The following is a 20,130-nucleotide window of genomic DNA, read 5'->3' on the forward strand; positions in this document are numbered from 1 at the left end:
CTTATTGCGGCTTGTGCAGAACCGGGCTGACTTTCTCGCCCGGATTGAGGAAGGCGCCGGCCGACTGCACGACCTGCTCCTTGCCGGAAAGGCCGCTCGAAATCGCGACACCGGCCGAAGAGACCGCGCCGACCTTGACGTCGCGGCGCTCGACCGTGCCGTCCTTCGCCACGACAAAGACGTAGCTGCTCTCGGCATCGCCCATCACGGCGGATTCGGGCAGCAGCGGCCGGTCGGCCTTGCCCACCTCGATCTTGCCCGAGGCGAAGCCGCCGGGGCGCAGAGCGCGATCACCCGAAAGTGCGATGCGAACGAGGCCCTGGCGGGTCTGCGGGTTGATCACCGGCTCCACCATCCAGACACGGCCTGCGTAGGCGGTCTGCGAACCGACCATCTGCACCGTCGCCGACTGCCCGGTCGTGATGCCGGCGAGATCCTGTTCGGCGACAAGCGCGCGCATTTCCATCGCGCCGTCCTGCGCCATGCGGAACACAGCGGGGCTGCCGGAGCTCACCACCTGCCCCGGCTCGACGTTGCGCTCGAGGACGAGACCGGCTTCCGGCGCCCGGATATCGAGCCGCCCGAGCCGCGCCTGCGATTCCCGAAGCTGCGCGGCGGCGACGCCCACGGCAGCGTTGGCGCCGTCACGCGTGGCCGTGCGCCGTTCAATGTCTGCCTTCGAGATGAACCCGCGCGCCACCAGCGACTGCGCTCGATCGAGTTCGGACTGCGCAAGCGCCGCATCGGCGCGGGCCCGCGTAACGGAAGCCTGCAACTGGCTCACTTCCTGCTCAAGCACCGAGCGGTCGATGCGCGCCAGCACCTGACCCTTCCGCACATAGTCGCCGGCATCGACGAGAACCGCGACAACCGCCCCGCCCTCGCCCTGCACGCCGACCGGCATGTCGCGGCGCGCGGCAATGCTGCCCACCGCCGTCACGCTGTCCGCGATCTGCGTCGTGCCCGGCACGATCACCGTGATGGAGGGGCGTCCGGCATCCGGGTTCTCGGCGGGCGCCTCTGCGCCGCCGCCGAAGATCAGCCACGCTGCGCCGGCCGCCGCGACAAGGATCGCCGCAAGGATCAGCAGACGGCGACGACGACCATCACCGGCCGACGCCCACGACCGGGAAACGCTGCTCTTGAAGGAGCTATCGACAGGTTGGTGCATGTTCATCGCCAGTGACTGAGCCTGTTTTGTATCGAAGGGTGTATTACCCGAATAAGTCAGTTAGCGCAAGGTCCGCATGACGACACGGGAAGTTCGAGATCGCTCGAAAAGATGAAAAGTTGGCGGCAATTAGCACGTTTTCGGCAGTCAAACGAGCCAAGAACCGAATATTTCAGCCTAAGTTGCGTAGACTCCACACCAAGTTTGCGCTCGACAGCTATTCGATAAACGGATTTTATCATCGACGAACGCACGACGAGAGTGCGTTCGCGGATCGCCCGGTCAGTATCAACCACCGGGGCCGCCCGCAGGAAACGTGAGGGACATCTACGGTTTTTTCCGAAAACAGGAGGAGTGAGCAGATGGACTACGGTTTTCTCGGTTGGATCGTCGTCGGCCTCATCGCCGGCGCGCTTGCGAAGTGGATCATGCCGGGCAAGGACCCCGGCGGCATCATCGTCACCATCCTCATCGGCATCGCCGGCGGCCTTCTCGGCGGCTATATCGGCAGTCTGCTGGGTGTTGGCGGTGCGAACAGCAATCTCATCAACATCCTGATCGCCACGGCAGGCGCGGTTCTGCTTCTGTGGATCTACCGCCTGGTCAAGTCCCGGCAGGCCTAGACCGCGATCGTTTCAGGCTGGATCAGCCTGAAACGTGAATCGCTGTCTAAGCTTTTCAACTTCGGTTCATGTCAGGCGGCGGATAGGGCGACCTGTCCGCCGCCGATCCGTTGGGGCGGAAAACGAAAGGAATGAAACACATGCGTACTGCAACGCTTCTCGCCCTCGGCGCACTCGCCGCCACCGCCGCGACTCCGGTCTCGGCGCAGACGGCGCCGAGCGTCCCCGCCGAAACCCTGCTGTCGTTGACAGCGACCGGCGAGAGCACCCGCGTCCCCGATATCGCCATCATTTCGGCGGGCGTCGTCACGCAAGCGGCCGAAGCGCGCGCCGCGCTCACTGCCAACAATAGCCAGATGACCCGCGTCGTCGCCGCGCTCAAGAAGGCCGGTATCGCCGAGCGCGACATCCAGACATCGAACATCAACCTCAATCCGCAATACAGCTACGAGGAGCGCAAGCCCCCGCAGCTCATCGGCTATCAGGCGGCCAACACCGTCACCGTGAAGCTGCGCAAGCTCGCGAGCGCGGGCGATGTGATCGACGCGCTCGTAACCGAAGGCGCAAACCAGGTGAACGGGCCGACGTTCGGCCTCGACAAGCCCGAGGACGCCACGAACGAAGCCCGGCTCGATGCCATCAAGAAGGCCCGTTCGCGCGCCGATCTCTATGCGGGCGCAGCAGGCCTCCGCGTGAAGCGCATCGTCTCGATCAGCGAAGGCGGTGGTTACCAGCCGCCCTATCCGATGCCCAAGATGATGGTCCGCGCCGAAGCCGCTGATGCGGCCGCCGCACCGCCGGTCGAGGCGGGCGAGGTCGGCACCAACGTCACCGTCACGGTGGTGTTCGAGCTTCAGTAGAACGCGCCGGGCAGGGCTTCAGACGACGGTCGCACCGCCGTCGATCACGAAGCCCTGCCCGCTTGCAAAGCCGCCCGCCTTCGACGCGAGAAGCACCGCCATGCCCGCGATCTCGTCGGGCTCGCCGATGCGCTGTAGCGTCGAGTGCGCAGTGGATTGCTTCAGGATTTCGGGATCATCCCACAGCGCCTTCGCGAAATCGGTCTTGATGAGGCCGGGGCAGATCGCATTCACGCGCACGTTGGCGGGGCCATATTCGGCGGCGTAGTTGCGCACGAGCTGCAGGTCCGCCGCCTTCGAGATGTTGTAGGCGCCGATCATCGTCGAGGCCTTGAGGCCGCCGATCGACGAAATGACGATGATCGCCCCGTCCTTCCGCTCGACCATCTGCGGCGCGGCCATCTGGATCAGCCAGTGGTTCGAAACGATGTTGTTGTGCAGGATCTTGGTGAACTGGTCGTCGGCGATCCCCGCCATCGGGCCGAAATACGGGTTCGAGGCGGCGTTGCAAACGAGGATGTCGATCTTGCCGAGCTTCGCCGTGGCGGCGCTGATCAGCGCCTGAAGCTCTTCCTTCACGGAAATATTGGCGGGGATGGCGATCGCCGCGTCGCGACCGACGGCGGCGTTGATCTCGGCAACGGCCTCGTCGCACGCCTCCTGCTTGCGGCTGGAGACGACGACGCTCGCGCCGTGTTCCGCCATGCGGTGCGCGATCGCCTTGCCGATGCCGCGCGAGGAACCGGTGATGACGGCGACCTTGCCGGTCAGATCGAAAAGTGCGGGTATACCCATGATGTCTCTCCCTATCAGACGCGTTCGATGATGATCGCGGGCGCCATGCCCCCCGCTGCGCACATGGTGACGAGACCGCGTTTCAGGTCGCGCCGCTCCAGCTCGTCAAGGATCGTACCGATCAGGATCGATCCCGTCGCGCCGATCGGGTGGCCGAGCGCCATCGCGCCGCCATTGACGTTCACCCGATCGCGGTCGAGCTTCAGGTCGCGGATGAACTTCTCGGCAACGACCGCGAATGCCTCGTTGATCTCGAAAAGGTCGATATCGTCCACGGTGAGCCCGGCCTTCGCCAGTACCTTCTTCGCCGCCGGAACCGGCGCGTTCAGCATCAGCGTCGGGGAATCGCCCATGTTCGCCATCGCCACCACCTTGGCGCGCGGCTTCAGGCCCCGTTTCGCCGCGTAGGCCGGCGAGGCGAGCAGCAGCGCCGCCGAGCCGTCGACGACGCCCGACGAGTTGCCCGCGTGGTGCACGTGCTCGATCTCAAGGTCAGGGTAGGCTTGGCGGACAAGGCTGCGATACGTCAGCCCCTCCTTATCGAGCGGCATGTCGATCAGCCGCGTGAACGCGGGCTGGAGCTGCGACAGGCTTTCGAGCGTCGTGCCGGCGCGCGGAAACTCCTCCCGATCGAGCGCAAGGCTGCCATCCTCGCGGTAGACGGGGACGAGACTTCTGTCGAAATGCCCGCCCGCGATGGCCGCCGCGGCGCGCTGCTGGCTGACGACGGCGAGCGTATCGAGATCGCGGCGGCTGATACCTTCCAGCGTCGCGATCACGTCGGCGCAGACGCCCTGGTGCGGCTGCGGATGCCGGTCGCGCAGGCGCCGGTTGCCGCGGTCCATCGTACGGGAGGCATCGGCCGAGACGCCCTGCCCCGTCTGCGACATCATCTCGGTGCCGCCCGCGATCACGCAGTCCTCCATGCCCGACATGATCGAGGCCGCCGCCATGTTCACCGTCGTGATGCCCGATCCGCAGAAGCGGTCCAGCGTCACCGCCGAGGAGCGGATGTCGTACCCGGCATCGAGCGCCGACATGCGGCCGAGATCGCCCGCCGCCGGGCCGGTCTGCGAGCTGGTGCCCCAGATGATGTCGTCCACCTCAGCGGTGTTGAGATCGTTCCGCTCGGCGAGCGCCCTCAGCACGGTCGCCCCCACCTGCTGCGGGTGGATATCGGCAAGCGCCCCCTTCCCGACCTTGCCGATGCCGCGCGGCGTCCTCACGGCGTCGATGATCAGTGCTTCGGGCATATGCGTCTCCTGTTTTCGTCTTTCCGCGCCGCTCTAGAGGAAAGCGCGGGCGCCCGGATACCGCTTCAAACTCACAGCCTGTTTGCATCGCCTGCCGCTTTGGGCCACGCTCGCCCTTGAAAACGCTGGGAGAGATCGTGCGCCGGTTCAGACGCCTGCCGCCCCTTGAACCGCGCCTCCAGAGCGAGGCGCTGTTCGACACCGAAGATACGCGGCTCGGGCGCAGTATCGAGCAGGAGGCCGCGGCAAGGCCCGGCCTTTCCGGCATCCACCTGCTCGCCGACGCGCATCAGGCCTTCGCCGCGCGCATCCTTCTCGCGCGCGCCGCGGAGCGCAGCCTCGACGTGCAATACTATATCTGGCGCGGCGACCTCTCCGGGATGCTGATGCTGGAGGCGCTGCGCGAGGCGGCGGACCGCGGCGTGCGCGTGCGGCTGCTGCTCGACGACAACGGCATCGCTGGTCTCGACAACCTGCTCGCCGCGCTCGACGTCCACCCGATGATCGAGGTGCGGCTGTTCAATCCGTTCTTCGTCCGTCGCCCGAAAGCGCTCGGCTACCTCACCGATTTCAAGCGCCTCAACCGGCGGATGCACAACAAGAGCTTCACCGCCGACAGCCAGGCGACGATCATCGGCGGCCGCAACGTCGGCGACGAGTATTTCGCCGCGCGCGACGGAGACCTCTTCGCCGATCTCGACGTGCTCGCGATCGGCGCGGTGGTGAACGACGTCTCCAGCGACTTCGACCGCTACTGGAACTGCGCCTCGGCATGGCCCGCGACGCGCGTGCTCCCCGTGGTCGGCATCGAGCAGCTCGAGGAACTGGCGCAGCGATCGGCCGCCGTCCACGCCGACCCGAGGGCGCACAGCTACGTGGAAACCGTCCGCTCCCTGCCCTTCATCACCGATATGCTGAGCGGCTCGCTGCCCTTCATCTGGGCGCCCGTGCGCATGGTCAGCGACGATCCTGCGAAGGTGCTCGACAAGGCGAAGCCCGGCACGTCGCTCAGCGATCAGTTGCAGGAAGCGATCGGGCGACCGTCACGCGAAATGGGTCTGGTTTCCGCCTATTTCGTGCCGACCGCCGCCGGTGTCGAAGCGTTCGCCGCGCTCTCGCGGGAAAGCATCAAGGTTTCCGTGCTGACGAACGCGCTCGAATCCACCGATGTCGCCATCGTCCACGCGGGTTACGCGAAGCGCAGGGAGGCGCTGATCCGTGCCGGGGTTCGGCTTTACGAGATGCGGCGGCCACGCGTTGGCACGCGCCGGAAGCGCCGCCTGCCGCTCGGCGTCGGCGGCTCAGGCGCGAAGTCCGTCACCGGCTCGATCCTGCGTTCGAGCGGCTCGATGCTGCACGCCAAGACCTTCACGGTGGACCGCGCGCGGCTCTTCGTTGGCTCGTTCAACTTCGATCCGCGCTCACTGCATCTCAACACCGAACTCGGCTTCGTCATCGAATGCCCCGAACTTGCCGCAGACGTGCAGGACGCCTTCGAAAACCCGATCCCGATGACCGCGTACGAAGTGACGCTCAGCGACAAGGGCCGCCTGCGCTGGATCGAACGCGAGGACGAGGGGGACGAAATCGAAATCCACGATCTCGAACCCGGCACGACGCGGCTGCAACGCCTCGCCATCCGGGTCCTCTCGCGCCTCCCGATCGAGTGGCTGCTTTAGTAGACCACCACGCTGCGGATCGACTTGCCCGCGTGCATCAGGTCGAAGCCCTTGTTGATCTCTTCAAGGCCCATGACATGCGTGATCATCGGATCGATCTCGATCTTGCCGGCCATGTACATATCGACAATCTTGGGAACATCCGTGCGGCCCTTGGCGCCGCCGAACGCAGTGCCGCGCCAGTTGCGCCCGGTGACGAGCTGGAAGGGCCGCGTCGCGATCTCCTTGCCCGCTTCGGCCACGCCGATGATGATGCTCGTGCCCCAGCCGCGATGGCAGGCTTCGAGCGCGGTGCGCATCACTTCGGTATTGCCGGTTGCGTCGAAGGTATAATCCGCGCCGCCATCGGTCATCGCGACGATCTTTGCGACGACATCCTCTCGGCTCATCCCCTTGGAATTGAGAAAGTCCGTCATGCCGAAGCGGCGGCCCCATTCCTCGCGATCGGGATTGATGTCCACGCCGATGATCTTGTTGGCGCCCGCCAGCCGCGCGCCCTGCAGCACGTTGAGGCCGATGCCGCCCAGACCGAACACGACGACATTGTCGCCGACCTGCACCTTGGCCGTATTAATGACCGCGCCGACGCCGGTCGTCACGCCGCAGCCGATGTAGCAGCTCGACTGGAACGGCGCGTCCTCGCGGATTTTGGCGAGCGCGATCTCGGGCAGAACCGTGAAGTTCGAGAAGGTCGAGCAACCCATGTAGTGGAAGATCGGCTGGCCCTTGTAGGAGAAGCGCGTCGTGCCGTCAGGCATCAGACCCTTGCCCTGCGTGGCGCGGATCGCGGTGCAGAGGTTGGTCTTGCCCGAAAGGCAGCTTTTGCACTGGCGGCATTCCGGCGTGTAGAGCGGGATCACATGGTCGCCCGGCTTCACGCTGGTGACGCCCTGCCCCACCTCGCGCACGATGCCCGCGCCCTCATGGCCAAGCACGCTCGGGAAAATGCCCTCGCTGTCGAAGCCGTCGAGCGTGTATGCGTCCGTATGGCAGATGCCCGTCGCCATGATCTCGACCAGAACCTCGCCCGCCTTCGGGCCTTCAAGGTCGAGTTCCACAATCTCAAGAGGCTTCTTCGCCTCGAAAGCCACAGCCGCGCGCGTCTTCATATATCACCCCTCCGTCAGCGTATTGGTCACCCGTCTAAGCCGGGAACCTCCACTGCGCCAACCCCTTCCGCCTCGAAACTGGCGATCGGGTACGCGCAATAGTCCGCTGCGTAATACGCACTTGGGCGATGATTTCCAGAGGCTCCGAGTCCGCCGAAGGGCATATTGGCGGCAGCGCCTGTCGTCGGGCGGTTGCGATTGACCACGCCCGCGCGGCTTTCCTCAACGAAACGTGCCCACAGCGCGGGGTCTTGGCTGATGAGCCCGGCGGAGAGTCCAAACACGGTGTTGTTCGCCGCGCGCATCGCCGCGTCGAAGTCCGGCACGCGGATCACCTGCACGACGGGCGCGAAGATCTCGGCGTCCGGCACCTCGATGCCGGTCACGTCGAAAATCGCGGGCGTCACGAACGCAGCCGAACGCCCATCGATACCTTCGAACGGCCGAATCACCTTCGCCCCGCGCGAGACGATGCCGTCCGCCGCCGTACGCGCACCAAGCGCGGCCGCATCGGAAACGAGCGGCCCCATGAACGCGGCACCCGCTTCGTCCCACGCCGCGATGCGCAGCCGCCCGGCCATCGCATCGACCGCATCGACGATCGCGTCACCGACCTTGCCCTCGGGCACGATCAACCGCCGCGCACACGAGCAGCGCTGGCCGGTGGTGACGAAGCTCGACTGCACGATGATCGACGCCGCCGCTTCGGGTGAATCCCACGCAACCAGCGGATTGTTGCCGCCGAGTTCGAGCGCGAGGCTCACGTGCGGCCGGTCGATCAACGCGCGCCGCAGCGCCGCGCCCGCGCCCGCCGATCCCGTGAACAACAGTCCGTCGATATCACCCGCGACCAGCGCCTCGCCGGTCGCCCGCGCGCCCTGCACGAGATTGAGCACGCCGTCCGGCAGCCCCGCTTCCGCCCAAGCCGCCACCATCGCCGCGCCGATGGCGGGCGTGATCTCGGATGGCTTGAACACCGCCGTATTGCCCGCGAGCAGCGCCGGAATGATGTGTCCGTTCGGCAAGTGGCCGGGGAAATTGTACGGCCCAAGCACCGCCATTACGCCATGGCCCCGGTGGCGCAGCACGGCGCGGCCGAACGGCATGTCCGCCGTCCGCTCGCCTGTGCGCTCGCCGAACGCGCGGATCGACACCTCGACCTTGCCGATCATCGAGGCGATCTCGGCCTCGGTTTCCCACAGGAGCTTGCCCGTCTCGCGCGAAATCAGCCGCGAAAGCTCCGCCTTGCGGGCGGCCAGCACCTCGGCATAGCGCCGCGCAAGCGCGATCCGCTCATCCACCGGGCTCGCCCGCCACGCGCCGAGCGCGGCGCGCGCACGTCGAATCGCGGCATTGCAGTCGTCCGCGCTCGCGGCCGGGCCTTCCCAAACGGTTTCGCCCGTGGCCGGATCGATCGAACGAAAAATCGTCATGCCGACACCCTCACCGGATCGCCGCTGCTCAGCTTCAACGCGTCGGCGGCCTCCTTGCTGATCGTCACGGCGGTCTCGCCGATACCCGCCGCCGCGCGCACCGATCGGAACCCGTCGATCTGCGTCGTCGAGAGCAGCGCCTGTACCTCGCCCGAATCGCCAATTTCGAGCCGAAGCGTCCGCGTCGCGCGGATCGTCGCCACTTCGTCCGCCGAACAGGTCATCGTCGGCCCGCCGTCGAAGATGTCGATGAGCCCCGAGCGTTCGAAGCCTTCCTTTTCAAGCAGCGTCAGCGCGGGTTCGCCGTCGCGGTGCACGCGGCCGATCGCCTCGCGCGCATCCTTGTCGATCAGGTCGACGTAGATCGGGTGGCGCGGCGCAAGGTCGAGGATGAACTGGCCGTCGGTGGACATCACCATGCGGTCCGCCTCCTCGAACGGCAGACGGAAGAACTTGGAGGCGACGCCCTCCCAGAACGGCGAATGGCCGGTCTCGTCGAACCACCCGCGCAGCTCCGCCATGATCGTGTGCGAAAAGCGCGTCGGCTCGGCACCAATCAGCATGTAGCGTGAGCGCGCGAGCAGACTGCCCGCGCCGCCGCTCCGCCGCTCGGGGCGCAGGAACAGCGAGCCGACCTCGGTCCAGCCGCCGCACTCGTTCACCAGCACCAGCGCCTGGTGATCGAAGCGCGTGCCGATGGCCGACGAATATTGCGCGAGCGTCATCACGCGGAACGAGAAATGCGGGCGTTTCAGCCCTACGGCCGCGCGCACCCCGGCCAGCCCCTCGACACGGCCGGTCTCGGTGTCCTCCAGCATGATCGTGTACCATGCCTCGGCCGGTGCGATGGCGCCCGTGAAGCTCGCCTCGGCGAGTGCGAGGCGCGCGGAAAGCGTCGCCTCGTCCTCGGGCAGGCTGGTGAACCCGCGGCCCGAAAGCACCGCGAGTTCCATCATCACATCAAGATCGGCCGACCGCGCCGGCCGGATCACCAGCATCAGGCCGCCTTGGCGAGGCGCGTCCGCGCGTCGGCGAACGCCGCGTCGAGCCGCTTCACGGCTTCCGCCGCTTCTTCGCTGCTGAGGAGCAGCGACGGCAGCAGGCGCACGCAGTTCTCGCCGCCGCCCGCGACGAGGATGCCGTGATCGCGCGCCAGCGCCATGAACTCGCGGTTGTTGGGCACGAGCTTGAGGCCGATCAGCATCCCCTTGCCGCGCACCTCGAGGATGAGGTCGCTGTGCTTGTCCTTCAGTGCATTCAGTTGCTGGACGAGTTCGGCCGAGATCGCGCGGGCGTGCGCCAGCGTCTCTTCCTTGGCGATCTCGTCGAACGCCGCGATGCCCACGGCCATCGCCAGCGGATTGCCGCCGAACGTCGATCCATGCGTGCCGACGACCATGCCCTTCGCCGCTTCCTTGGTCGCAAGGAACGCGCCGACCGGGAAACCGCCGCCGAGCGCCTTGGCGACTGCCATGATGTCCGGCTCGACGCCTTCGAACCACTGGTGCGCGAAGAGCTTGCCGGTCCGGCCCATGCCGCTCTGCACCTCATCATAGATCAGGAGCACGCCGTGCTGCGTGCAGAGGTCGCGCACGCGCTTCAGCCATTCGCCGGTCAGCGCCCGTGCACCGCCTTCGCCCTGTACCGGCTCCACGATCACCGCCGCCGTCGTCGGGCGCGCGATCGCCTCGGCAATGCCGGCTTCATCGTCGAGCGTCAGCTGCACATAGCCCGGAAGCCGCGGCCCGAAACCTTCGAGGTAAGAGGCGTTGCCCGATGCGTTCACCGCCGCATAGGTGCGGCCGTGGAAGGAGCCCGCAAAGCCGATCACATCGATCCGCTCCGGCGCGCCGTTCACGAAATGATAGCGCCGCGCCGTCTTCAGCGCGCCTTCGATCGCCTCAGAGCCCGAGTTGCCGAAGAACACGACGTCCGCGAACGTCGATGTGATCAGGCGCTGCGCCAGCGCCTCCTGCCCCGGAATGCGGAAGATATTGGAAACGTGCCACAGCTTCTTCGCCTGCGCTTCCAGCGCGGCGACCAGCTTCGGGTGCGCGTGGCCGAGCCCGTCGGTCGCGATGCCCATCACGCAGTCGAGCCAACGGTTGCCGTCGACATCATAGAGCCACGTCCCCTCGCCGCGATCGACGGCGAGCGGCGCCCGGCTGTAAACCCCAAGCAAATTATCGGACATGATCTTCTCCATCAAAACTGTTCGGCGCTGCTTACCGCGTTACGCGGCGCGCGTCATCGCGAAGATACCGGTGGCATTGCCGCTATCGAAGCGCAGGTCGAGGCCATCGGTGGCGGGGTCCACGTCGCGCGTGATGAACTCGTAGAACGAGCCCGGCACGGTGCGGCGCACGCCGCCCGCGAACTTGCGCTCGAAGGTGTCGGCGCGGAATGCCGTCTGGCGCACGCGGCCGGTGCTCGACACCTCCACCTTGTCCTTCATCGGCCGGCCTTCCGCCTTCAGCCGCGCGGCGTGCGCATCGACATCGGCCACGCGGTCGGTCGCGTGGTTGAAGGCATTACCCTCGGTCGCGATCCACGCCGCCTCGCCCGAGCGGGCGAGCAGCGCCTCATAGTCGCCGAGCGACACGGCGTCGTGGTGGCAATCGAAACAGGCGAGGATCGCAGGCAGCGCGTGCAGCGCATCCGGGTAAGGCACGCTGCCGTCCGCCGCGAACGCCGCGAGCACATCCTGCGCATCGGCGCTCAGCGGATCGCGCGTCGTGCCGAACACGCGCTCGGCGACGCGCACGAAGCCCTCGTCGAAACGCTCCACATGAAGCTCGCTCACGAAGAACTGCGGGATCGCTTCCACCGCATCGCGATGACAATAGGCACGCCCAGTCATGCGCAGCGCGGGCAACGGATACGTGTCCGCCACGTGATAGCCGAGCGGCTCCAGGATGCGCTGGAACGCGTCTTGCCCGGCGGGGAGCGCGCCGGTCGGGCCTTCACGGAAGCGGATGGTGCGCAGCGCGCCGTGATCGAAGGTGATGCGCTCACCCCGCGCCACCGTGTCCGCCACGTAGGCGGCACCGCTCGGCACGCGCTTCAAAAGGTCGTCGAACAGCAGCACATTCAGCGCCATGGCGAAGCCCGCGCGCGAAACCGTCTCGCCGGTTTCAGCAAGCAACGCGGCGTCGATGGCAAGCGCGCCGAGCGCTTTCACACCCGCCTGCGGCCCCAGCGTATCCATCACCAGCCGTTCGATCGTGGCTACATTCGCATTCGACATGACAAGACTCCCTGCGTTCCGGCGCCAATTGTCAGGAAAACACAAAGATGGCAAACAAGGAGCCTTCATCTGTTCATGCGAGTTTGGAATGAGTGAACGCCGCCACCTGCCGCCGATCGGGGCCCTTGCCAGCTTTGCCGCCGCCGCCCGGCACGGCAGTTTCTCGCGCGCAGGCGAGGAGATCGGCCTTACACAAAGCGCCGTCAGCCGCCAGATCGCGCTGCTCGAGGACTGGCTGCAAACGCTGCTGTTCGATCGCACGGGCCGCCGCGTCGCGTTGAATGCCGATGGCCGCGCTTATGCCGACGAGATCACCCCCGCGCTCGATCGCATCCGCCGCGCCACGGCCCGCCTCGCAACCAAAGGCCCGGAAAACGCGCTCAGCATCGCCACACTGCCGAGCTTCGGGATGCGATGGCTCGCCCCGCGCCTTCCCCGCTTCACCGCCGAGCACCCCGACCTCGTCGTCAATTTCGCCGCGCGGTCGGACACGTTCGATTTCGCCGACGAGGATTTCGACGCTGCGATCCACTTCGGCCTCCCTGATTGGCCCGGCGCCGCGCACGACTTCCTGTTCCGCGAAACCTCGATTCCCGTCTGCGCGCCCGCATGGCTCGCCGCGAACCCGCTCGCCGCGCCCGCCGACCTCATCGGCAAGCCGCTGCTCTTCCAGACCTCGCGCAAGGACGCATGGACACGCTGGTTCCGCCTCGCCGGAGTGGCAGCGCCCACCGTACCCGGCCCCACGTTCGAACATTTCCTGATGCTCGCGCAGGCCGCGGCCGCTGGCGCGGGCGCCGCGCTGATCCCGAGCTTCCTCATCGAACCCGAACTCGCCGCCGGAACGCTCGTCTCGCCGTTCGATCTGCCGCTCTCCACCGACGATGCTTATTATCTCGTCTCGCCCGAAACCGGCGGCAGCGAAGCCCTCGCCCGCTTCCGCGACTGGGTGGTGCGCGAGGCCGCGTCATCGTAGCGCTTGGCGCCGCCCCCGCCTTCGCCTAATCCGCAGCGTATGACCTCCACTGCCCGCCCCCGCGCGATCGCGCTCTGGCTCTATGTCGTCGCTGCGCTTGTCTTCGCGATGGTCGTCGTCGGCGGCATCACACGGCTCACTGAATCCGGCCTGTCGATGGTGCGCTGGGAGCCGATCTCGGGCGTCGTCCCGCCCTTGAACGACGCCGAGTGGCACGCCGAATTCGAAGCCTACAAGGCCTACCCCGAATACCAGAAGGTCAACCGGGGCATGTCGCTTTCCGAATTCAAGGCGATCTTCTTCTGGGAATATCTGCACCGCGTTCTCGGACGCTTCATCGGCCTCGCCTTCGCGCTGCCGCTCGCGTGGTTCTGGGTCCGCCGCGCCATCCCCGAAGGCTACAAGCCGCGCCTCCTCGCCCTTCTCGCACTCGGCGGCCTGCAAGGCGCGATCGGCTGGTGGATGGTCGCCTCCGGCCTCGTTGACCGCCCCGACGTGGCGCATGACCGCCTCGCCGTCCACCTCGGTGCCGCGCTCTTCATCCTCGGCGGCCTCGTCTGGACCGCGCGCGACCTGACGGCACACGCGCACGGCGAGCGCCGTTCGCACCTCACCGGCTTCGCCATACTCACGCTTCTCGTGCTCGCCGTCCAGATCATCCTCGGCGCCTTCGTCGCGGGCCTCAACGCGGGACACGCCTTCGCCGAATGGCCGCTCATGGGCGGGCGCTTCTTCCCCGAAGGCGTCGAATGGCTGGAGCCGCTCTGGCGCAACGTCGTCGACAACCCCGTCGTCGTACAGTGGGTGCACCGCTGGTGGGCGTGGATCGCCGCCGCGCTGCTCGTCCTGCTTTCCGTCCGCACATCGCGCGAAAGCGGCGGCAGCGCGCCGCGTCTCGTCCTGCTGCTGCTCACCGCGCAGATCATCCTCGGCATCGCCACGCTGCTCACCGGCGTCGCGCTCCACGTCGCGGTCGCGCATCAGGCCGTCGCCGCGCTGCTGGTGTGGGCGGCAACGGCTTGCGCGCACGGCCTCGGCCGGCCGGGATACCGGATGCGCTGAAAGCCCCTGATTCCGCACGCAAATTTGCCTGAACACCATAATACCCCACGCCTAAACACCTATTTCGCTTGACGCTTTCCGGGCGCTCCATCATATGCCGCGCCGTTCACGCGGGCGGCTTCATGCGGCCCGCCTTTGTTTTGGGATCGAACCATGCACACCAAGTCCACGGTCTCGGCGAAGCCCGCCGAAGTCGAAAAGAAGTGGCTGCTGATCGATGCCGACGGTCTCGTCGTAGGCCGTCTCGCCTCGATCATCGCCAATCGCCTGCGCGGCAAGCACAAGGCGATCTTCACGCCGCACGTCGATTGCGGCGACAACGTCATCGTCATCAACGCCGACAAGGTCCGCTTCACGGGCAACAAGCTCAAGGACAAGACCTACTACCGCCACACCGGCTATCCGGGCGGCATCAAGGGCGTAACCGCCGGCAAGGTTCTCGAAGGCCGCTTCCCGGAGCGCGTGCTCGAGAAGGCGATCGAGCGCATGGTTCCGCGCGGGCCGCTCGGCCGCGCGCAGATGCGCAACCTTCGCATCTATGCGGGCGCAGAGCATCCGCATGTCGCACAGAATCCGCAGGTCGTCGACGTCGCAGCGATGAACCGCAAGAACAAGGTGGGTGCCTGATCATGTCTGAAGAGAAGATGGGTCTTGAGGATCTGAAGGATCTCGCCGTCGAAACCGTCGCGGGCACGCCTGTGGCCGTCTCCTCCGCGCCGCTGCGCGAACAGGAAATCGACGCGCAGGGCCGCGCCTATGCGACCGGCCGCCGCAAGGATGCCGTCGCCCGCGTGTGGCTGAAGCCGGGCACGGGCAAGATCACGGTGAACGGCCGCGATCAGACCGTGTATTTCGCGCGTCCGACGCTGCGCCTCGTCATCAACCAGCCGTTCGAGATTTCGGGCCGCAACGATCAGTTCGATGTCGTCGCGACCGTTTCGGGCGGCGGCCTTTCGGGTCAGGCCGGTGCGGTGAAGCATGGCATCAGCCAGGCGCTCACCAAGTACGAGCCGGGTCTCCGCACGGTCGTGAAGCAGGCGGGTTTCCTCACCCGCGACAGCCGCACCGTCGAGCGCAAGAAGTACGGCCGCGCCAAGGCACGCCGCAGCTTCCAGTTCTCGAAGCGCTGATCGGCGTTTTCACGCTTTCGTGGAAAAGGGCGCCTTCGGGCGCCCTTTTTTTTGTTATGGATTCGAAATCCTTATTGTCTCCCAATTCATCGCAGGTTGATGTATCGCCTGTCACAGCGTAGCCGCCATGCATCTCGACCTTCAAACTGACGACATTCCTGCGATCCAGCTCACGGAAATCTGCGTGGTCGGCGCTGGTGCGGCCGGCATCAGCATTGCGCGCCGCCTGCTTGCGCGCGGGCACAGCGTCACGCTCCTTGAAAGCGGCGGCCTCGACTACGAGGCGAAAACCGCCGCTCTCGGCGCGGGCCGCAATGTCGGCGAACCCTATTACGACCTCGAAGACACGCGCCTGCGCTTCTTCGGGGGCACCACCGCGATCTGGGGCGGCCGCTGCGCCGAGTTCGATCCCATCGATTTCGAACGCCGCGACTGGGTGCCGCATTCGGGCTGGCCGATCTCCCGCGAAACGCTGGCGCCTTATTATCGCGAGGCGTGGGCCGAGCTCGGCTTCCCGCAGGGCCAGGATACCGCCCGGGCGATGAAGGCCGCGGGCGTACCGCTCCCGGATATCGACTCCGCCCGGCTTTCGCTCGGCACATGGCAGTTCGACGAACGCTTCAACCGCTTCACCTTCGATGCCTGCGCAGACCTCCGCGCGCACCCGCGCTGCACCATCGTCACCCATGCCACCGTCACCCGCATCGCCACCAGCGGCGCGGGCGCCATCACGCATGTCGAGGCGAAAAGCCTCTCCGGGCGTACGCTCCGCGTCCACGCCCGCTACTTCGTGCTCGCGGCGGGCGGCTTTGAAAATCCGCGCCTGCTGCTCGCGAACCGCCTCGGCAACGATCGCGATCTCGTGGGCCGCTTCTTCATGGAGCATCCGCACGCGCGCGGCGGACGCGTGGTGGACGGCGACGCGTGGGCACTGCTGAAGGCCTTCGCGCGGCCGCACCGCATTGACGGCCGCAAGGTCGCCGCGCTCATCACGCCAAGCGCCGCGCGGCAGGCAGAGCGTCGCATCCTCAACAGCTCGATGATCGTCGCGGGCCGCCAACCTGCGGACGCGCAACAGTTCATCGGGATGCGCGCCTATTCGGGCCTCAAGCACAAGACGGCGCCCACACGCGCCGGGCGCGGGCTCTGGATGCTCACCAAGCGCGCGGCCTCGTTCGTGCAGGAGCGCGCGGACCCGCTGCGTCCGTGGCTGCTTCACAAGATGGGCAGCCTCGATCTCGCGCTCCTCGTGCGTGCCGAGCAGGCGCCGAACCCCGATAGCCGCGTGCAGCTCGATACCGAAACCGACGCGCTCGGCGTTCCGCGCATCACGCTCGATTGGCGCCTGACCGAACTCGATATCGAAAGCGTTTCCGTGCTCGCGCAGGATTTCGGGCATGAACTCGAACGCCTCGACATGGGCCGCGTCGAGATGGCGGAGTGGCTGCTCGGCAGCCGCCGCCGCTGGACGACCGACCCGCTCATCAGTTCGCACCCCATCGGCGGCTATCACCACATCGGCACCACGCGGATGGCGGACAGCCCGGCCGAAGGCGTGTGCGATGCCGAAGGTCGCGTGTATGGCCTCGCGAACCTCTATGTCGCCGGCAGTTCGCTGTTCCCCACCTCCGGCTGGGCGAACCCGACCCTCACCATCATCGCGCTCGCCATGCGCACCGGCGATACGATCGCCCGCCGTATCGAAGAGAGCGCCCAGCCGCCGCTGGCCAACGATGTGGCAACGCCCGCGCCCGTGCCGGTCCGCACCGGAATCAAGCGGCGAAGGGCCTTCCCCGCGGAACTCGTGGCCGCAAGCGTGCTCGGCCTGCTGCTTGTCGGCGACCAGACGATGGATGACGATTTCGACATGCTGGCCACGCCCACCGCGATCGAAGCGCCGCTGCCGGACCCGACACCTGATGAAGAGCCGGAAAATGCACAGGCGGATGACGATGAAGACGAAGACAATCCCGACAAGCCCAAGTCGCCTCCCGCGCCTTGAAGCCCTTCGATAACGCCGGGACTTTGCGTTTCGCGCCACTGCCATTAAGCCTTGGCGCCATGTTTCGCGCCGTTCTCCTGCTGCTTGCCGCCCTCGCGTCGCCCGCCCTTGCGGCAAGCGCCGTCCAGAACCCCAACACACGCGTCGAGCTGATCGCGGAAAGCGCGGCGCCCGCGCCGGGCAAGACCGCTGCGCTCGCCATCGTCACGACCCCCCGCAAGGGCTGGCACACCTATTGGAAGAACCCCGGCAGCGCGGGCATGGAAACACAGGCCGCGTGGACACTGCCGAAGGGCGCCACCGCCTCCGCCATCCGCTATCCCGTGCCGTCGACGTTCACCGTCTCGGGCATCATGAACTACGTGTTCGAAGGCGAAGCGGCGCTGCTCGTCGACCTTTCGGTGCCGCAGCTTGCCCCCGGCACGCCGCTCCCGGTGAAGGTGCGCGTCGACTATCTCGTCTGCGACGATGAACTCTGCGTCCCCGAAAGCGCCGACCTCGCGCTCGACCTCAAGGTCGGTGACGGTGTTGCAGACACTGCGGCTACCCCCCGCTTCGAAAAGGCGCGCGCCGCTCTGCCCCGTCCGGTCGATTGGCCCGCGCGCTACGCCCGTGCAGACGGCACGTTCCGTCTCTCGGTCGACACAACCGGCGCGGGCGACATCAGCGGCGCCTACTTCTTCCCGGAAGCCGATGGCGTTCTCGATTACGACGCCCCGCAGGCGGTAAGCCGCAGCGGCGACACGCTCATCATCGAAACCACGGCGGGCGCCAATGCCGATCCCGGCGCGGTGACGGGCGTGCTGCGGCTGGACCGTGCCGACGGCAGCCATTTCGGCGCCAGCCTCACCGCAAGCGCGGGCGAGGTCGCGGCAGCGGGCGCCCCGCTCGCCTCCGCCGGACACGAACAGCATCAGCCGGGCCTGCCTTCGGCGCTCACCGCCTTCGCGCTCGCCGTGCTCGGCGGCTTCATCCTCAATGTGATGCCGTGCGTGTTCCCGATCCTCGGCCTCAAGGCACTGAGCCTTGCAAACGGCGGCCATTCTGAAGCCGCAGCCAGGCGCGAGGCGCTTGCCTACACGGCGGGCGTGGTCGGCACCTGCGTCGCACTCGGCGCGGTCATCCTCGCACTTCGCGCGGCGGGTGCGCAGGTCGGCTGGGCCTTCCAGCTCCAGGATCCGCGCGTCATCTTCCTGCTGCTGCTGCTCGTCACGGCCATCGCGCTCAACCTCGCCGGGCTGTTCGAGATCAGCGCGCCGCGCATGGGCGGCGATGCGCTCGCGTCGCGCGGCGGCACGCAGGGCGCGTTCTGGACCGGCGCACTCGCCGCCATCGTCGCCACCCCATGCACCGGCCCGTTCATGGGCCTCGCGCTCGGTGCGGCCATTCTGCTGCCCACCGCGCTCGGTCTGCTCGTCTTCGCCGGGCTGGGGCTTGGCCTTGCGCTGCCCTTCATCCTGATCGGCTTCATCCCCGCGCTCCGCAATCGCCTGCCGAGGCCGGGGCCGTGGATGGTCACGTTCCGCCGCATCATGGCGCTGCCGATGTTCGCCACCGCCGTCGCGCTCGCGTGGGTGCTCGGGCGACAGGCGGGCGTTTCAGGCATGAGCTTCGGCCTTGCCGCCGCCGTGTTCCTCGCCGCCGGGCTCTGGTGGGTCGGCATCCGTCAGCACGGCGGGCGCCCCGCCGCCGTGCCGCTCGTCGTTGCCGCGCTCTCCGTTGCCACCGTCCTGCTGATCACGCCCCGCGCCGAGGCGCCCGTCGCCAATGCCGCGCTCCCCAACCTCGAACCGTTCACGGAGGCCCGCCTCGCCGCGCTTCGCGCCGAAGGCCCGGTGTTCGTCTATTTCACCGCCGATTGGTGCATCACCTGCAAGGTGAACGAAAACGGTGCGCTCTCGGCCCCTGCCGTCACCGCCGCCTTCGCGGAGGCCGGAATCCCGACGCTCGTGGGGGACTGGACCAACGCCGATCCCGCGATCACGCGCTTCCTCGAAAGCCAGGGCCGCGCGGGCGTTCCGCTCTATCTCTTCTACCCGCGCGGCAAGGAGGCGGAGGTGCTGCCGCAGCTTCTCAGCGAAACCCTGATGCTGGAACTCGCCCGCCGCGCCTGATTGTGGCATTCTCGTCCTTCACGAAAAGGAGACGAGACATGAGAACAGCCATCGCCGCCTTCGCAGCCATCGCTTTCGCAGGCACCGCAACCGCCGCACCCGAAGTCGGCAAGCCCGCCCCCGCCTTCACTGCGCAGACGGCAGCGGGCAAGACCGTCAGCCTCAAGGATTTCGCCGGGAAAACCGTCGTTCTCGAATGGACGAACAGCGGCTGTCCGTTCGTGAAGAAGCACTACGATTCAGGCAACATGCAGAAGCTGCAGGCCGACGCGAAGGCAGGTGGTGTCGTCTGGCTCACCGTCAACAGCAGCGCGCCCGGCAAGCAGGGCCACGTCGATTCCGCGCTCGCCGCGAAGGAAATGAAGGACTGGAAGTTCCAGCCCACGGCCTATCTGCTCGACCCGGCAGGCAAGATCGGCAAGGCTTACGACGCGCGCGCGACGCCGCACATGTACGTGATCGATGGCAAGGGTGTGCTCCGTTACGCGGGCGCCATCGACGACAAGCCGACCGCGAACCCCGCCGACATCAAGGCCGCGAAAAACTACGTGACCGCGGCGCTCGGCGACGTCGCCGCTGGCCGCGCCGTCGCCAGCCCCGTCACGCGCGCCTACGGCTGCTCGGTGAAATACCCGGACGCTTAAAGCGCCCTTAACCAGCCCGCCCGCACCATAGC

18 protein-coding genes are annotated in these 20,130 nt (G+C 67.0%); 10 read left to right on the forward strand and 8 right to left on the reverse strand.

Annotated elements, in window-relative coordinates; translation table 11 throughout:
* Nucleotide 1: 1 nt before the first annotated feature.
* Nucleotides 2–1,171 (reverse strand): efflux RND transporter periplasmic adaptor subunit, encoded by a 1,170-nt coding sequence (locus ACFQ00_RS19075; protein ID WP_381494711.1) that lies wholly within the window; start codon nt 1,169–1,171, stop codon nt 2–4.
* A gap of 362 nt (nt 1,172–1,533) precedes the next feature.
* On the opposite strand from ACFQ00_RS19075, the gene ACFQ00_RS19080 reads away from it, so the two are divergent.
* Both ACFQ00_RS19080 and ACFQ00_RS19085 read left to right on the forward strand, forming a co-directional pair.
* On the forward strand, nt 1,534–1,794 hold the full coding sequence (locus tag ACFQ00_RS19080) for a GlsB/YeaQ/YmgE family stress response membrane protein (protein ID WP_374593429.1): 261 nt from the start codon (nt 1,534–1,536) through the stop codon (nt 1,792–1,794).
* Between the two features lie 140 nt (nt 1,795–1,934).
* Nucleotides 1,935–2,654: an SIMPL domain-containing protein gene (locus tag ACFQ00_RS19085; RefSeq protein ID WP_381494715.1), complete on the forward strand. Its 720-nt coding sequence runs from the start codon at nt 1,935–1,937 to the stop codon at nt 2,652–2,654.
* A gap of 18 nt (nt 2,655–2,672) precedes the next feature.
* On the opposite strand, the gene ACFQ00_RS19090 is transcribed toward ACFQ00_RS19085, so the two are convergent.
* Together ACFQ00_RS19090 and ACFQ00_RS19095 are read right to left on the reverse strand one after the other, a co-directional pair.
* Nucleotides 2,673–3,449 (reverse strand): SDR family NAD(P)-dependent oxidoreductase, encoded by a 777-nt coding sequence (locus ACFQ00_RS19090; protein WP_381494718.1) that lies wholly within the window; start codon nt 3,447–3,449, stop codon nt 2,673–2,675.
* Nucleotides 3,450–3,463: 14 nt separating this feature from the next.
* A complete protein-coding gene (locus tag ACFQ00_RS19095; RefSeq protein ID WP_381494721.1) occupies nt 3,464–4,702 on the reverse strand; it encodes an acetyl-CoA C-acetyltransferase in 1,239 nt (412 codons plus the stop codon).
* A gap of 137 nt (nt 4,703–4,839) precedes the next feature.
* On the opposite strand from ACFQ00_RS19095, the gene ACFQ00_RS19100 reads away from it, so the two are divergent.
* Nucleotides 4,840–6,381, forward strand: coding sequence for a phospholipase D family protein (locus ACFQ00_RS19100; RefSeq protein WP_381494725.1), 1,542 nt, complete (start codon nt 4,840–4,842; stop codon nt 6,379–6,381).
* Here the strand turns inward: ACFQ00_RS19100 and ACFQ00_RS19105 are convergent.
* Genes ACFQ00_RS19105 through ACFQ00_RS19125 form a run of 5 tightly spaced genes read right to left on the reverse strand, consistent with a single transcriptional unit; the run spans nt 6,378 to nt 12,170 of the window.
* Entirely contained in the window at nt 6,378–7,490 is a 1,113-nt protein-coding gene (locus tag ACFQ00_RS19105) for an S-(hydroxymethyl)glutathione dehydrogenase/class III alcohol dehydrogenase (protein ID WP_381494728.1), read from the reverse strand. The two genes, ACFQ00_RS19100 and ACFQ00_RS19105, sit on opposite strands and share 4 nt — an antisense overlap.
* A gap of 26 nt (nt 7,491–7,516) precedes the next feature.
* Nucleotides 7,517–8,923 (reverse strand): succinylglutamate-semialdehyde dehydrogenase, encoded by a 1,407-nt coding sequence (astD, locus tag ACFQ00_RS19110; RefSeq protein WP_381494731.1) that lies wholly within the window; start codon nt 8,921–8,923, stop codon nt 7,517–7,519.
* On the reverse strand, nt 8,920–9,921 hold the full coding sequence (locus ACFQ00_RS19115; protein ID WP_381494734.1) for an arginine N-succinyltransferase: 1,002 nt from the start codon (nt 9,919–9,921) through the stop codon (nt 8,920–8,922). The genes astD and ACFQ00_RS19115 overlap by 4 nt, the downstream gene beginning before the upstream one ends.
* Nucleotides 9,921–11,117, reverse strand: coding sequence for an aspartate aminotransferase family protein (locus ACFQ00_RS19120; RefSeq protein WP_381494737.1), 1,197 nt, complete (start codon nt 11,115–11,117; stop codon nt 9,921–9,923). The genes ACFQ00_RS19115 and ACFQ00_RS19120 overlap by 1 nt, the downstream gene beginning before the upstream one ends.
* A gap of 39 nt (nt 11,118–11,156) precedes the next feature.
* On the reverse strand, nt 11,157–12,170 hold the full coding sequence (locus ACFQ00_RS19125; protein WP_381494740.1) for a 2-oxoadipate dioxygenase/decarboxylase family protein: 1,014 nt from the start codon (nt 12,168–12,170) through the stop codon (nt 11,157–11,159).
* 88 nt (nt 12,171–12,258) lie between these two features.
* On the opposite strand from ACFQ00_RS19125, the gene gcvA reads away from it, so the two are divergent.
* The 7 genes from gcvA to ACFQ00_RS19160 all read left to right on the forward strand — a co-directional run bounded on the left by gcvA (nt 12,259) and on the right by ACFQ00_RS19160 (nt 20,098).
* Nucleotides 12,259–13,146 (forward strand): transcriptional regulator GcvA, encoded by an 888-nt coding sequence (gcvA, locus tag ACFQ00_RS19130; RefSeq protein ID WP_381494744.1) that lies wholly within the window; start codon nt 12,259–12,261, stop codon nt 13,144–13,146.
* A gap of 39 nt (nt 13,147–13,185) precedes the next feature.
* Nucleotides 13,186–14,208, forward strand: coding sequence for a COX15/CtaA family protein (locus tag ACFQ00_RS19135; RefSeq protein WP_381494747.1), 1,023 nt, complete (start codon nt 13,186–13,188; stop codon nt 14,206–14,208).
* A gap of 153 nt (nt 14,209–14,361) precedes the next feature.
* Nucleotides 14,362–14,835 carry a 50S ribosomal protein L13 gene (rplM, locus tag ACFQ00_RS19140; RefSeq protein WP_374593453.1) on the forward strand — a complete coding sequence of 158 codons (474 nt, stop codon included), beginning with the start codon at nt 14,362–14,364 and terminating at the stop codon, nt 14,833–14,835.
* 2 nt (nt 14,836–14,837) lie between these two features.
* A complete protein-coding gene (rpsI, locus tag ACFQ00_RS19145) occupies nt 14,838–15,338 on the forward strand; it encodes a 30S ribosomal protein S9 (RefSeq protein WP_374593455.1) in 501 nt (166 codons plus the stop codon).
* 127 nt (nt 15,339–15,465) lie between these two features.
* Nucleotides 15,466–17,340, forward strand: a complete 1,875-nt coding sequence (locus ACFQ00_RS19150) for an FAD-dependent oxidoreductase (protein ID WP_381494753.1) — start codon at nt 15,466–15,468, stop codon at nt 17,338–17,340.
* A gap of 59 nt (nt 17,341–17,399) precedes the next feature.
* Complete coding sequence (locus ACFQ00_RS19155; protein ID WP_381494756.1) at nt 17,400–19,454, forward strand: protein-disulfide reductase DsbD family protein; 2,055 nt, start codon at nt 17,400–17,402, stop codon at nt 19,452–19,454.
* 38 nt (nt 19,455–19,492) lie between these two features.
* On the forward strand, nt 19,493–20,098 hold the full coding sequence (locus ACFQ00_RS19160; RefSeq protein WP_381494759.1) for a thioredoxin family protein: 606 nt from the start codon (nt 19,493–19,495) through the stop codon (nt 20,096–20,098).
* Nucleotides 20,099–20,130: the final 32 nt, after the last annotated feature.

Source organism: Sphingosinicella xenopeptidilytica (assembly GCF_042676985.1).
In the GTDB taxonomy this organism is placed as follows: domain Bacteria; phylum Pseudomonadota; class Alphaproteobacteria; order Sphingomonadales; family Sphingomonadaceae; genus Sphingosinicella; species Sphingosinicella xenopeptidilytica.